Origin of the sequence: Streptomyces sp. WAC05292, from assembly GCF_003949955.1 — a bacterium.
Lineage (GTDB): Bacteria > Actinomycetota > Actinomycetes > Streptomycetales > Streptomycetaceae > Streptomyces > Streptomyces globosus.
The window spans coordinates 1-13,211 of sequence record NZ_RPSE01000150.1; the positions used below are offsets into that span (position 1 = coordinate 1).

General features: G+C 75.8%; 11 protein-coding genes and 1 pseudogene. 7 read left to right on the plus strand and 5 right to left on the minus strand.

The window, feature by feature from the left end; all coding sequences use genetic code 11:
* Window positions 1–113 precede the first annotated feature (113 nt).
* Window positions 114–1,916 carry a 3-hydroxyacyl-CoA dehydrogenase family protein gene (locus EF903_RS17420; protein WP_125544179.1) on the minus strand — a complete coding sequence of 601 codons (1,803 nt, stop codon included), beginning with the start codon at window positions 1,914–1,916 and terminating at the stop codon, window positions 114–116.
* A gap of 443 nt (window positions 1,917–2,359) precedes the next feature.
* On the opposite strand from EF903_RS17420, the gene EF903_RS17425 reads away from it, so the two are divergent.
* Complete coding sequence (locus EF903_RS17425; protein ID WP_125544181.1) at window positions 2,360–2,920, plus strand: adenylosuccinate lyase; 561 nt, start codon at window positions 2,360–2,362, stop codon at window positions 2,918–2,920.
* An 11-nt stretch (window positions 2,921–2,931) separates the two neighbouring features.
* Here EF903_RS17425 and EF903_RS17430 read toward each other — a convergent pair whose 3' ends face one another.
* The 3 genes from EF903_RS17430 to EF903_RS17440 form a co-directional block, all read right to left on the minus strand.
* Window positions 2,932–3,372: a RidA family protein gene (locus tag EF903_RS17430; protein WP_125544183.1), complete on the minus strand. Its 441-nt coding sequence runs from the start codon at window positions 3,370–3,372 to the stop codon at window positions 2,932–2,934.
* Window positions 3,373–3,396: 24 nt separating this feature from the next.
* Window positions 3,397–5,025: an alpha/beta hydrolase gene (locus EF903_RS17435; RefSeq protein WP_125544185.1), complete on the minus strand. Its 1,629-nt coding sequence runs from the start codon at window positions 5,023–5,025 to the stop codon at window positions 3,397–3,399.
* A 113-nt stretch (window positions 5,026–5,138) separates the two neighbouring features.
* A complete protein-coding gene (locus EF903_RS17440) occupies window positions 5,139–6,191 on the minus strand; it encodes an Rv2578c family radical SAM protein (RefSeq protein WP_125544187.1) in 1,053 nt (350 codons plus the stop codon).
* A gap of 149 nt (window positions 6,192–6,340) precedes the next feature.
* On the opposite strand from EF903_RS17440, the gene EF903_RS17445 reads away from it, so the two are divergent.
* The 4 genes and pseudogenes from EF903_RS17445 (at window position 6,341) to EF903_RS17460 (ending at window position 11,176) form a co-directional block, all read left to right on the plus strand.
* A complete protein-coding gene (locus EF903_RS17445) occupies window positions 6,341–6,784 on the plus strand; it encodes an SRPBCC family protein (RefSeq protein ID WP_125544189.1) in 444 nt (147 codons plus the stop codon).
* Between the two features lie 205 nt (window positions 6,785–6,989).
* Window positions 6,990–7,823, plus strand: coding sequence for a M55 family metallopeptidase (locus tag EF903_RS17450; RefSeq protein ID WP_125544191.1), 834 nt, complete (start codon window positions 6,990–6,992; stop codon window positions 7,821–7,823).
* Complete coding sequence (locus EF903_RS17455; RefSeq protein ID WP_390335331.1) at window positions 7,816–9,213, plus strand: M20/M25/M40 family metallo-hydrolase; 1,398 nt, start codon at window positions 7,816–7,818, stop codon at window positions 9,211–9,213. The genes EF903_RS17450 and EF903_RS17455 overlap by 8 nt, the downstream gene beginning before the upstream one ends.
* A gap of 95 nt (window positions 9,214–9,308) precedes the next feature.
* Window positions 9,309–11,176 (plus strand): annotated as a pseudogene (locus EF903_RS17460) (prolyl oligopeptidase family serine peptidase).
* Here the strand turns inward: EF903_RS17460 and EF903_RS17465 are convergent.
* Window positions 11,173–11,886 carry a hypothetical protein gene (locus EF903_RS17465; protein WP_260615501.1) on the minus strand — a complete coding sequence of 238 codons (714 nt, stop codon included), beginning with the start codon at window positions 11,884–11,886 and terminating at the stop codon, window positions 11,173–11,175. The pseudogene EF903_RS17460 and the gene EF903_RS17465 sit on opposite strands and share 4 nt — an antisense overlap.
* Before the next feature lie 34 nt (window positions 11,887–11,920).
* Between EF903_RS17465 and EF903_RS17470 the strand changes: the two genes are divergently transcribed.
* Both EF903_RS17470 and EF903_RS17475 read left to right on the plus strand, forming a co-directional pair.
* Window positions 11,921–12,574 (plus strand): GNAT family N-acetyltransferase, encoded by a 654-nt coding sequence (locus EF903_RS17470; RefSeq protein WP_125544195.1) that lies wholly within the window; start codon window positions 11,921–11,923, stop codon window positions 12,572–12,574.
* Window positions 12,575–12,578: 4 nt separating this feature from the next.
* On the plus strand, window positions 12,579–13,211 hold a 633-nt coding region (locus EF903_RS17475), incomplete at its 3' end, for an arginase family protein (RefSeq protein WP_148142528.1).

Genomic DNA, 13,211 nt, shown 5'->3' on the forward strand with positions numbered 1-13,211 from the left:
GGGGTGGAGGATGCGGGGGAGGGCCCGCACTGGGCTCGGAGGGAACGGCCCGCCGTGAGGGTCCGGCGGACCCGAGCAGCCCTCCCCACGCATCCGGCTCGGGTGCCCTCCGGTTACCGGCGGGCGTACTCACGGAATCCGCGGCCCGTCTTCCGGCCCAGGCAGCCGGCCGCGACCAGGTGCTCCAGCAGCGGGGACGGGGCCAGGCCCGGGTCGCGGAACTCCTTGTGGAGGACCTTCTCGATCGCCAGGGAGACGTCGAGGCCGACCACGTCGAGGAGCTCGAACGGGCCCATCGGGTAGCCGCCGCCCAGCCGCATCGCCGCGTCGATGTCGTCGATGCAGGCGTAGTGCTGCTCGACCATCTTGACCGCGTTGTTCAGGTACGGGAACAGCAGCGCGTTCACGATGAACCCGGCCCGGTCCCCGCAGTCCACCGGGTGCTTGCGGATCCGCGAGCAGACGGCGCGGACGGTGGCGTGGACGTCGTCCGAGGTGAGGACGGTCCGGACCACCTCGACGAGCTTCATCGCCGGCGCCGGGTTGAAGAAGTGCATGCCGATCACGTCCTGCGGGCGCGACGTCGCCCGGGCGCAGGCGATCACCGGCAGCGAGGACGTCGTGGTGGCCAGCACCGCGCCCGGCCGGCAGATCTTGTCGAGCGCGGCGAACAGCTCCTGCTTGACCGCCAGGTCCTCGGCGACCGCCTCGACCGCCAGGTCGACGTCGGCGAACGCGTCCAGCGAACCGGCCGGCGCGATCCGCGCCAGCGTCTCCTGCGCCGCCTCCGCCGTCAGCCGGCCCTTGGACACCGCACGGTCCAGGGACTTGCCGATCGCCGCCTTCGCGGCCTCCGCCTTCTCCAGGCTGCGACCCGCGAGGACCACCTCGTACCCGGCCTGCGCGAAGACCTGCGCGATCCCGCCCGCCATCGTCCCCGAGCCGGCCACGCCGACCCGCGAGACCGGCCGTCCCTCGCCGAGGCCCGCGCCGTCCAGCGGCGTCTGCGCGTCCCGCACGACGACCTGGCTGCCCGGGGCCTCGTACGTGTAGAAGCCCCGGCCGGACTTCTGGCCGGTCAGCCCGGCCTCCGCCAGGTGCCCCAGGATCGGGGCCGGCGCGTGCAGCCGGTCGCCCGACGCCTCGTACATGGCCTCCAGGACGGTCCGCGCCGTGTCCACGCCGATCATGTCCAGCAGCGCCAGCGGCCCCATCGGCAGGCCGCAGCCGAGCCGCATCGCCGCGTCGATGTCCTCGCGGGAGGCGTACTTCGACTCGTACATCGCGGCCGCCTGGTTCAGGTAGCCGAACAGCAGGCCGTCCGCCACGAAACCGGGCCGGTCGCCCGCGGAGACGGGCTCCTTGCCGAGCTCCAGGGCCAGGGCGGTGACCGCCTCCACGGCCGTCGGGGCCGTCAGGACGCTGGAGACCACCTCGACCAGCTTCATCGCAGGCGCCGGGTGGAAGAAGTGCAGGCCCAGCACCCGCTCGGGGCGCAGCGACTCGGCGGCGAGCCGGGTCACCGACAGGGCGTTCGTGCCCGTCGCGAGGATGGTGTCGGGGCGCACGACCGCGTCGAGCTCGGTGAAGATCCGGTGCTTGAGGCCGTAGTCCTCCGGCACGACCTCGACGACGAGGTCGGCGTCGGCGGCGGCCGCCAGCTCGCCGTAGGTCCGCAGCCGGCCCAGCACGGCCTCGCGCTCCTCCTCGGAGAGCTCGCCGCGGGCGACCGAACGGGCGGTCGCGGCGGCGAGGGACTCGGTGGCACGGCGTGCGGCGGCCTCGCTGATGTCGATGCCGATGACCTCGCGGCCGGCGCGGGCGAGCACCTCGGCGATGCCGGTGCCCATCGTGCCGAGGCCGACGACGGCGATGGTCTGCAGAGCGGGCTGACCGGACGTGGACGGAAGGTCCATCGCGGGACTCCAGTGGATGAGGGTGACGACTGAGGGGCGGCGCGCGGCGCACGACACGCGGCCGGAGAACACAGGGGGGTTTCCGCACAGGCAGCCGAAGCAGGGGGCGGAGCGGAGGACGGCGGACCCTGTCCCGGGGCCGCGCCGCAAGCAGAGCGCCGACCGCGGAAGGCGGCACGGGCGCAGAGGGCGGTGCGAAGGGCGCCTCGCCGCCCGCAGGGACGGCCGGGGCACCGGACCGACTGGCACGGGGCGGCTGCGTCACCAGGCCTGCCCCGAACGTGTGAAGGCAGATTAACCCGCCGGTAACTCGTTGGCCAGAGCAAGGGATAAGCCGGGCGGTGTGACGTACGCCGCGCCGCGGGCGGGCGCGCGCCCCGCGCCCGGCCGGCGATCACCGCAAACGCCCCCGGGCCCCGCCCGCCAAGCCCTAGGGTGTGCCGGTGACCGACGTACCGGACGTACTGGAGCGCCTGCGGGCGGAAGCGGCGGGCTCACCCCGGTACGGGGAGCTCCGCGACGCCGGACCCGACGCTCTGGCGGCGGCCCTCACCGGCGCCGGCCTCCCCCTGTGGGCGCGGGAGCTCGCCGCCTACCGGCTCGGCCTCGCCCGCGACGCCCGCGCGTTCGAACCGCTGGTGCTGCTGCTGAACCACCGCGACCCGCCGCGCTGCGCGGCCGCCGCCCGCGCCCTCGCCGTCCTGGGCGACCCGCGGACCGCCCGCGCGGCGGCCGCCCTCGCCACCAACGAGCTGCGCACCGCGTACGCGCTCCAGCCGGTCCGCCTGCTGACGGCGCTGCGCGCGCCGGAGTCCGCGCCCGCCCTGATCCGCACCCTGTCCCGGCTGCTCTCCCCCCACGACCCGTACTGGCGGGTGGCCCTCGCCTGCGTGGAGGGCCTCGGCGAACTGGCCGACGCCCGCGCCCGCGAGGTCCTCACCCGCGCCCAGGCCCACCCCCGCCTGGCGTTGGCCGCGACCCGGGCCCTGCACGCGCTGCCCTGAACGGGCCCGGGTCAGGCCCGGTCCGGCTCCGGCACCACGGCGAGGGCCTCCACCTCGACGAGCAGTTCGGGCCGGACGAGCCCGGCCACCTGCACGGCCGAGGAGGCCGGGAGCCGGCCCGGGGCCAGCACCTCGTCGCGGGCCGCGCGCAGGGCCGGCAGGTGCGCCGTGTCCGTCACGAAGTACGTCAGCTTCACGACGTCGTCGAAGCCGGCCCCGGCCGCCGCCAGGCACCGGCGCAGGTTCTCGAACACCTGCCGGGCCTGCGCGGCGGCGTCGCCCACGCCGACGACCCCGCCCCGCTCGTCGAGGGCGCACTGCCCCGACACCGCCACGAACCGCCCGGAACCCCAGACCACGTGGCTGTACTGGGGGCTCGGGGCCACGCCCTCGGGCGCGGCGACGCGGGTGATGTGCGAGGCGGCGGGTGCGCCGGGTTCCGTGGTCGTCATGGCGCGATTCTGCCCGCCCGGTGATCAGCTCCGGAAGCCCAGGAGGCCGTGGAGGGCCGCCCCGCCGGCCGACGGCGCCGCCTCGCGCGTACCGGCGGACGGCTGCGGCGCCGGCTGCGCGGTGCATGTCGCGTCCGCCGCGGCGCCCGTCCGCAGGTAGGCGGCCACCTTCTCGTCCAGGCAGGAGTTCCCGCCCATCGACACCCCGTGGTTGCCGCCGCCCGCCTCCACGACCAGCGCCGACCCCTTCAGCTTCTCCCGCATGGCCAGCGCGCCCCCGAACGGCGTCGCCGCGTCCTCGGTCGCCTGGAGCAGCAGCGCGGGCGGGATGTCGGCGTTCGCCACGTCCGGGGCCCGGAGGGGCTCCGTCTTCCAGAACGCGCACGGGGCGTTGTACCAGGCGTTGTTCCAGGTCATGAAGGGGGCCTCGGCGTGGGCGCGCCACATGTCGGCCCGCCACCGGTTCCAGTCCGCCGGCCAGGCCGAGTCGCGGCACTGCACCGCCGTGTAGACGCTGTACCCGTTGCCCGCCGTCGGCGCGACCGCCCCGAACTTCTCGTACGCCGCCACGAGCGGCGCCGCGTCGCCGTCCGCCGCGTACTTCGAGAACGCCTCGGCGAGGACCGGCCAGTAGCCGTCGTAGTAGCCGCCCGGCATGTAGGTGTCCTCCAGCTCGGACGCGCCGACCTTGCCGCCCGCCGGCTCCGCGGCCAGGGCCGCGCGCATCGCGTACCAGCGCTCCTCCACCTCGTCCCGGTCGGTCCCGAGCCGGTAGACGGCGTCGTGGTCGGCGACCCAGCCGAGGAACGCCCGGTGGCGGGCGTCGAAGGCCCGGTCCTGCGCGAGGTTGTCCTCGTACCAGACCCCGTCCGGGTCGACGACCGAGTCCAGGACCATCCGGTGCACGCGGCCCGGGTGCAGCTTGGCGTACACCGCGCCGAGGTAGGTGCCGTACGAGTAGCCGAAGTAGCTGAGCTTGGGAGCGCCGAGCGCCGCGCGGATCGCCTCCATGTCCCGGGCCGCGGACACCGTGTCGATGTACGGCAGGACGTCCCCGTGCCTGGCCTGGCAGGCCTCGGCGAAGGCCCGCACCCGGTCCAGGTTGGCCTGCTCGGCCTGCAGGGTGCGGGGGACGGAGTCCGGGCGCACGGGGTCGAAGTGCCCGGCCGCGCAGTCGAGGGCGGGCTCGCTGCGGCCGACGCCGCGCGGGTCGAAGCCGATCACGTCGTACTGGGCGGCGACGTCCTTGGGCAGGGTCGAGGCGATGTACGGGGCGAGGTTGCGGCCGCTGCCCCCCGGGCCGCCCGGGTTGACCAGCAGCGGCCCCTGGCTCTTGGCGGCGGTGTGCGGGACGCGCGTCAGCGCGAGCGTGATCCGGCGGCCCTGCGGGGCGGCGTGGTCGAGGGGGACCTGGAGGGAGGCGCACTGCAGGGACGGGTACCGCGTGGTCCCGCACCCGGTCCACCGCAGCGCCGCCGGTGCCGCGGCAGGTGCGGCGGCCGCCGCCGAGGCCGGTGCGCCGGCCGCGGGCACGGCGGGTACGGCGGCCCCGGCCGGCGCCGCCGCGAGGGCGGCGGCCGCGGCGGTGCCGATCGACAGCGCGAGGGCGACGCGCTTCGTCAGGGGAACGCGCTTCTTCAACGGGTGCAGCATGGGGCCTCCCAGCCGAGTGTTCTGGGCGGAATCGTCCCGGAAACCCCGGCCGGGAAGGCGCTACCCGGCGCCGGATTGGCCCGATGGGATGAGCCCCGGCCCCCCGTCCGCGCTCACCCCAGGGCCAGCTGCACGGGCCCCTCCGGCGCGGCCCCCGGCGGCCCCTGCCGCCGGCCGCCGCCGCGGGTCGCCGCGGGCCGGGCCGGGCCGATGCCGAACTCGGCCGCGAACTCGTGGACTTGGCGGGTGATCCGGCGCTGGTACCAGGACGGGGCGTACGCCCCGCCCGCGTACATCCGCTGGTACCGCCCCACCAGCCGCGGGTGGTGCCGCTCCAGCCAGGCGGTGAACCACTCGCGGGCGCCGGGCCGCAGATGGAGTACCAGGGGTGTCACGGAGACCGCGCCGGCCGCGGCGACGGCCCGGACGGTCTCCCGGAGCTGCTCGGGCGAGTCCGAGAGGAAGGGGATGACCGGCGCCATCAGCACGCCGCACCCGATCCCCGCCTCGGTCAGGGCCCGCACCGCCCCCAGCCGGGCGGCGGGGGAGGGCGTCCCCGGCTCGACGGTCCGCCACAGGGCGGCGTCGGTGAAGCCGACGGACACGCACACGCCGACCTCGGTCTCGCGCGCGGCCCCGGCCAGCAGCGGCAGGTCCCGCAGGATCAGGGTGCCCTTGGTGAGGATCGAGAAGGGGTTGGCCCGCTCGCGCAGCGCGCCGATGATCCCGGGCATGAGCCGGTAGCGGCCCTCCGCGCGCTGGTAGCAGTCGACGTTCGTGCCCATGGCGACGTGCGCGCCGGTCCACCGAGGCGAGGCGAGCTCCTTCCGCAGCAGCTCGGCGGCGTTGGTCTTGACGACGATCTGGGAGTCGAAGCCGAGGCCGGTGTCGAGGTCGAGGTAGGAGTGCGTCTTGCGGGCGAAGCAGTAGACGCAGGCGTGGCTGCAGCCCCGGTACGGGTTCACCGTCCACTCGAACGGCATCCGCGAGGCGCCCGGGACCCGGTTGAGGATCGATCGCGCCCGGACCTCGTGGAAGGTGATCCCGCGGAACTCGGGCGTGTCGAAGGTGCGGGTGACGACGGAGCCCGTGCCGAAGAGCGCGAGGGGCCCGGCGGCCCCGTCCGCCCCGCCCTCGGTGTCCCCGCTCAGGTTGTCCCAGCGCATGGCGTGCCTCCTCCGGTCGCTCGCCACGAGAATAGAACAAACGTTCCCATGATCGTGCGGGGTGGCGTCCGGCCCCCGATTTTGGGGGTTCCGGTCCGAGGTGGTTGGCTTGCCGCCGTCTAGGCAACACAACTGCTGGAGGAACAGGTATGGCGCAGGTCGAGGCCACCACGGAGCGGATCATCGCGGCCGACGCGGAGACCGTGTTCGACACGCTGGCCGACTACACCGGTACCCGGCGCAAGCTGCTGCCCGGGCACTTCAGCGAGTACGAGGTGCGCGAGGGCGGCGACGGCGAGGGGACCCTCGTCCACTGGAAGCTCCAGGCCACCAGCAAGCGCGTCCGCGACTGCCTGCTCGAGGTCACCGAGCCGACCGACGGGCAGCTCGTGGAGAAGGACCGCAACTCCTCCATGGTCACCACCTGGACCGTCACCCCGGCCGGCGAGGGCAAGTCCAAGGCCGTGGTCACCACCGTCTGGAACGGCGCCGGCGGCATCGGCGGCTTCTTCGAGCGCACCTTCGCCCCCAAGGGCCTCGGCCGCATCTACGACACCGTCCTCGAGAACCTCGCGAACGAAGTCGAGTCCTGAGCAAGGCCGTTGCGCCTGCGCCGGGCCGCGACGCCGCCGGGCGGCTCACCGGATCGGGTGGAATTCCCGGTGCGGATGGGCCGCCGGCCCGCGGGCGTGGTCCACGGGCCGCGGCGGACCCGGAGGGCTAGGCTGGACGCCTGCGCGGGCGGGCGGGCCGCCCGGTCAGCCGGCGCCGCGCGCAGCCGACCGCCCAGGGGGCCCGATGAAGATCCTCGTCTCGGCCGACATGGAAGGCGCCACCGGCGTCACCTGGCCCGCCGACGTCCTGCCCGGCACTCCCCAGTGGGAGCGCTGCCGCCCGATGTTCACCTCCGACGTGAACGCGGCCGTCCTCGGCTTCTTCGACGGCGGGGCCGACGAGGTCCTCGTCAACGAAGCCCACTGGACCATGCGGAACCTGCTCCTCGAACAGCTCGACGACCGGGTCGAGATGCTCACCGGCCGCCACAAGTCCCTCTCCATGGTGGAGGGCGTCCAGCACGGCGACATCGACGGCATCGCCTTCGTCGGCTACCACTGCGGCGCCGGCTCCGAGGGCGTCCTCGCCCACACCTACCTCGCCAACTCCCTCACCGGCGTCTGGCTCGACGGCGTCCGCGCCAGCGAGGGCCTGCTCAACGCCCACGTCGTCGCCGAGTTCGGCGTCCCCGTCGTCCTCGTCACCGGTGACGACATGACCTGCGCCGACGCCGCCGGCTACGCCCCCGGCGCGCTCACCGTCGCCGTCAAGGACCACGTCTCCCGGTACGCCGCCGTCTGCCGGACCCCCGCCCGCACCGCAGCCGACATCAGGGCCGCCGCCAAGGCCGCCGCCGGCCTCGCCGTCCGCCGAGACCCCGTCCGCCGCGGCCCCCACACCGTGGAGATGGAGTTCGACGCGGAGCACCTGGCGATGGCCGCCACCGTCGTGCCCGGTGTCGAGCGCACCGGCGAACGCAGGGCCGCGTACACCAGTGGGACGATGTACGAGGGGATCCGCACCTTCAAGGCGGTCACGACGGTCGTCTCGGCGGCCGTGGAGGAGCAGTATGGCTGACATGCCCGCAGTCACCCCCCAGCGCCCGGCCGCGCACACCCCGGCCGCGGAGCCGCCTGTCGAGGCGTCCCCGGTCGACGGGACCGCCCTCGACGAGGCCGTCGCCTTCACCTCCGACCTCATCCGCATCGACACCTCCAACAGGGGAGGCGGCGACTGCCGCGAGCGCCCCGCCGCCGAGTACGTCGCCGAGCGCCTCGCCGCGGCGGGCCTGGAGCCCGTCCTCCTGGAGCGCACCCCGGGCCGCACCAACGTGGTGGCCCGCATCCCCGGCAGCGACCCGTCGGCCGACGCCCTCCTCGTCCACGGCCACCTCGACGTGGTGCCCGCCGACCCCGCCGAGTGGAGCACCGACCCCTTCTCGGGGGAGGTCCGCGACGGGGTCGTGTGGGGCCGCGGCGCCGTCGACATGAAGAACACGGACGCCATGGTCCTGGCCGTGGTGCGCGCCTGGGCACGCGCCGGCGCCGTCCCGCGCCGGGACATCGTCCTCGCCTACACCGCCGACGAGGAGGACAGCGCCGTCGACGGTGCGGGCTTCCTCGCCGACCGGCACGCCGGCCTGTTCGAGGGCTGTACGGAGGGGCTCGGCGAGTCCGGGGCGTTCACCGTGTACAACGGCCCCCGCCGGCCCCTCTACCCGATCGCCGCCGGCGAGCGCGGCACCGCCTGGCTGAAGCTGACGGCCCGCGGCACGGCCGGGCACGGCTCGAAGCCGAACCGCGCCAACGCCGTCAGCCGGCTCGCCGCGGCCGTCGCCAGGATCGGCGAGCACACCTGGCCCGTCCGCCTCACCGACACCGTGGCCGCCTGCATCACCGAACTCGCCGCCCTCCAGGGCCTCCACATCGACCCGCGCGCCCGCAGCACCGACCTCGACGAGCTGCTGCCCAAGCTCGGCCCGGCCGGGTCGGCGCTCGTCGAAGGAACGCTGCGCAACAGCGCCAACCCGACGATGCTCGACGCCGGCTACAAGGTCAACGTCATCCCCGGCACCGCCACCGCCTACGTCGACGGCCGGACGCTGCCCGGCGGCGAGGAGGAGTTCCTCACCACCCTGAACGACCTGACCGGGCCGGACGTCGAGTGGGAGTTCCACCACCGAACCGACGCCCTGCAAGCGCCGGTCGACGGCCGGACGTTCGCCGTCCTGCGCGAGTCCGTCGAGCGCTTCGCCCCCGACGGGCGCGTCGTCCCCTTCTGCATGGCCGGCGGCACCGACGCCAAGCAGTTCTCCCGCCTCGGCATCACCGGCTACGGCTTCTCGCCGCTCCGGCTCCCGCCCGACTTCGACTACTGGTCCCTCTTCCACGGCGTGGACGAACGCGTCCCGGTCGACGCCCTCCACTTCGGCGTCCGCGTGCTCGACCACGCGCTGCGGACCCTGTGATGGACGCCGCCCGCGAGGACCCCCCGGCCGCCGGCCCGCACGCCGAGCAGCCTGCCGCCGCCGTTCCGCACGCCGCCGAGCCGCCGCCCGCCGCGATCCGGGAGCAGCCCTACGGCAGCTGGCCCTCGCCCATCGACGCCGCCCTCGCCGCCTCCCTCGACGGCCGCCCCGAATACCTCGGCACCATCGGCGCCGAGGTCTGGTGGACCGAGCCGCGCCCGGCCGAAGGCGGCCGCCGCACCCTGGTCCGGCGCCCCGCCGACGGCGGCCCGCCCCGGGCGGCCCTGCCCGCCCCGTGGAACGTCCGCAGCGCGTTCACCGAGTACGGCGGCCGCCCCTGGGCGGGCACCGAGCGGCCCCGCGTCGGGCTCGTACGCGTACATGCGCTGGTCGGCGAAGTGGACGAAGACGAGGAGGGGCCCGCCGCGTCCTGGCCGCCGTACCGCTGGACGGGTCCGCGGCCGACGACCGGTCCCGCGTACGGGAGCTCACCGACGACCGGCACCGCTTCAGCACCGGGCCGCGCCTGTCCCCGGACGGCCGGCACGCGGTCCGGCTCGTCTGGGACCACCCCCGGATGCCGTGGGACGGCACCGAGGCCGAGCTCTCCCGGATCACCGACGACGGGACCCTCGCCGACCCGCGCACCGTCATCGGCGGCCCGGACGAGGCCGTCGCCCAGGCCGACTGGGCGCAGGACGGCACCCTCCTCGCGGTCAGCGACCGCAGCGGCTGGTGGAACCCGTACCGCGTCGACCCCGAGACCGGCGAGGCCGTCAACCTGTGCCCGCGGGAGGAGGAGTTCGGGGGCGCGCTCTGGCGGCCGGGGCTGAACTGGCTCGTTCCGCTGCCCGGTGCCGGCACCCGCACCGGCGGCCCCGCGGGCGGCCTCGTCGCCGTCCTGCACGGGCTGGGCTCCGGCGTCCTCGGCGTGCTGGACCCCGAGACGGGCGACCTCGTCGACGCAGCCGGTCCGTGGACCGCCTGGCAGCCGACGCTGGCGGCGCACGGCGACCTCGTCTACGGGGTCGCGGCCAGCCCCCGCACCGCCTACGAGGTGGTCGAGCTCGACACCCGCACCGGGCACGCCCGGGTGGTGGGCGCGCAGGCCCCCGCCCCGGTGGACCCGGCGTACTACCCGGAGCCGCAGACGCGCACCTTCCTCGGCCCGGACGACCGGGAGATCCACGCGCACGTCTACCCGCCGTACCACCCCGCCCGGCGGGCCCCCGCCGACGAGCTGCCGCCGTACGCGGTGTGGGCGCACGGCGGTCCCACCGAGCACGTCCCGCCCGTCCTCGACCTGCACATCGCCTATTTCACCTCCCGCGGCATCGGCGTCGTCGAGGTCAACTACGGGGGCTCCACCGGCTACGGGCGCGCCTACCGGGAGCGGCTGCGCGAGCAGTGGGGCGTGGTCGACGTGGAGGACTGCGCGGCCGTGGCCCGGGCGCTCGCCGACGAGGGGACCGCGGACCCGGCCCGCCTCGCGATCCGCGGCGGCAGCGCGGGCGGCTGGACGGCCGCGGCCTCGCTGGCCTCGACGTCCCTGTACGCCTGCGCGGCGATCCGCTACCCCGTTCTGGACCTGCGCGGCTTCGCCGAGGAGACCCACGACCTGGAGTCCCGCTACGTCGAGGGGCTGGCCGGTCCGCCGCAGACCCTCGCCGTGCTCTGCCGGGAGCGCTCCCCCGTGGCCCGCGCCGACCGGATCACCGCCCCCTTCGTGCTGCTCCAGGGGCTGGACGACGCGGTCTGCCCGCCCGCGCAGGCCGAGCGGCTGCTGGCGGCGCTGCGCGGCCGGTCGGTGCCGCACGCGTACCTGGCCTTCGCGGGCGAGGGGCACGGGTTCCGCCGGGCGGAGACGATGGTCCGCGCGCTGGAGGCCGAACTCTCCCTGTACGCGCAGGTGTTCGGCATCGAGCGGACGGACGTGCCGCGGCTGCGGCTGGAGACGGCCTAAGCGGGGGAGTGCAGCCAGACCCGCAACCCGCCCAGCGGGGCGAAGCCGTGTCGGGCGGCCGTCTCCAGCTCCTCCCCGGCCTCGTAGCCGACGACGGGCAGGCCGGGCCACAGGGCGGCGACCCGGCCGAGGGCCCCCGACCACGCCTCGTCGGCGGGAACGCCCGCGGCCGTGAACACGTTGGAGACGCCGACCACTCCGGCGGCCGCGTTGGCGGCGGCCCCGGCGGCGATCCGGCCGTCGCCGGTCCGCCCCGCCAGGAAGGCGATCCCGCCCGTGAGCAGCCCGGGGCGGAAGAGGCCGCCGGGCTCCCCGCCTCCCCAGGCGGCCTCCCACTGCTGCAGTTCGGCGGGGCCGGCGACCCGCGACCAGTGCAGGGAGGGGCCGGGCCCGGCGGGCGGCCCGGCCGGGCGGTGGATCCACTGCGCCTCGAACAGCACCTCGAAGCCGGCCGGCGCCAGGTCGAGCACGGCGAAGGAGTCCTTGACCGAGCAGCCGGGCACGGACGTGTCGACGGCGGCGGCCAGCCCGGCGGCCGAGGCGCCGCGGGTCAGGGTGACGGCGTCCGGATAGTACGGCGGGGTGCGGTGCGGGCTGGTCCAGGCGTCGGCCGTGAAGGCGCCGCCGGGGCAGACCGCGGCGCACCACTCGGCGTTGTTGCGGACCGCGGCCTCCAGCAGCCCGCCGCCCGCGGGCGAATCGGTGATCACAGCGGGATCCTGCCACGGCGCATACGCTGGGGCGATGCCCTTTTCCCCGTACCTCGTCGAAGGAGACCGGGTCGCCCTGCGCCCCTTCCGGGCCGCCGACGGGCCCGAGTTCACCGCCCGCGTGCGCGAGAGCCGCGGACTGCACCACCCGTGGCTGTCCCCGCCGGACACGTTGGAGGCGTACGAGCCGTACGCGGCCCGGCTGTCCGGCGGCGACGGCGCCCGGGCGGGGTTCCTGGTGTGCGAGCGGGCGACCGGTGCCATCGCCGGCTTCGTGAACGTCAACAACATCGTCCGCGGCGCCTTCCAGTGCGGGGCCCTGGGGTACGGCGCGTTCGCACACGCCGCGGGGCGCGGACTGCTCGGCGAGGGCCTCGACCTGGTCCTCGCCCACGCCTTCGCCCCCCTCCCCGCAGGCGCCGACGACCGGGCAGCCGCCCCGACCGCCGCAGGCGCCCCAGCCGCCCCGACCGCCCCGGCCGGTCTCGGACTGCACCGCCTGGAGGCCAACGTCCAGCCCGGCAACACGGCCTCCATCGGCCTCGTCCGCAGCCGCGGCTTCCGGCTTGAGGGCCTCTCCCCGGACTTCCTCTTCGTCGACGGCGCCTGGCGCGACCACGAGCGCTGGGCGATCACCGCGGAGGCCGCGGGGGCCTCTGGTCCGGGCGGCCGCAATGGCGCACGATGATCCCATGCGAAGCCTCGTCCTGCTCGACGCACCCTCCAACCTCGGCCTGCGGCCCCCCGCCCCCGGCACCGTGCCCGGCGTGTACAAGCTGGCCGGCGCCCTGCGCGAACAGGGCCTGCTGAGCCGGCTCGGCGCGCGCGAGGGCGGCGTCGTCGTACCGCCCCGCTACGACCGGGGCGACTGGCGGGAAGGCGACGGCGTCTTCCACGCCGGGCCGCTCGCCGCGTACACCGTCACCCTCGCCGACCGCATCGAGAAGCACCTCGCGGCGGGCGAGTTCCCGATCGTCCTCGGCGGGGACTGCTCGATCCAGCTCGGCGCCTCGCTGGCCCTGCGCCGGCTCGGCCGGTACGGGCTGGCCGCCATCGACGGCTCGGCGGACTTCCGCCACCCCGGCAACGAGGCCGTCAACGGGCCCGTGGGCGCGGCCGGCGGCGAGGAACTCGCCCTCGCCACCGGCCGGGGCCAGGCCGACCTCACCGATCTGGAGGGCCGCGGCCCCTACCTGCGCGAGGAGGACGTCCGCCTCTTCGGGGTCCGCGACGGCGACGCCGACCTCGCCGAACTGCGCGCCGCCGGCATCCGCACCGCCACCGTCGGCGACATCCGCGCCCGCGGCGCCGCGGCCACGGCCCGG

What these genes read in the sequence shown, in the direction of transcription:
- EF903_RS17420 (WP_125544179.1), bottom strand. Translation starts at nt 1,916, where the DNA reads ATGGACCTTCCGTCCACGTCCGGTCAGCCCGCTCTGCAGACCATCGCC.
- EF903_RS17430 (WP_125544183.1), bottom strand. Translation starts at nt 3,372, where the DNA reads ATGACGACCACGGAACCCGGCGCACCCGCCGCCTCGCACATCACCCGC.
- EF903_RS17435 (WP_125544185.1), bottom strand. Translation starts at nt 5,025, where the DNA reads ATGCTGCACCCGTTGAAGAAGCGCGTTCCCCTGACGAAGCGCGTCGCC.
- EF903_RS17440 (WP_125544187.1), bottom strand. Translation starts at nt 6,191, where the DNA reads ATGCGCTGGGACAACCTGAGCGGGGACACCGAGGGCGGGGCGGACGGG.
- EF903_RS17445 (WP_125544189.1), top strand. Translation starts at nt 6,341, where the DNA reads ATGGCGCAGGTCGAGGCCACCACGGAGCGGATCATCGCGGCCGACGCG.
- EF903_RS17450 (WP_125544191.1), top strand. Translation starts at nt 6,990, where the DNA reads ATGAAGATCCTCGTCTCGGCCGACATGGAAGGCGCCACCGGCGTCACC.
- EF903_RS17455 (WP_390335331.1), top strand. Translation starts at nt 7,816, where the DNA reads ATGGCTGACATGCCCGCAGTCACCCCCCAGCGCCCGGCCGCGCACACC.
- EF903_RS17470 (WP_125544195.1), top strand. Translation starts at nt 11,921, where the DNA reads ATGCCCTTTTCCCCGTACCTCGTCGAAGGAGACCGGGTCGCCCTGCGC.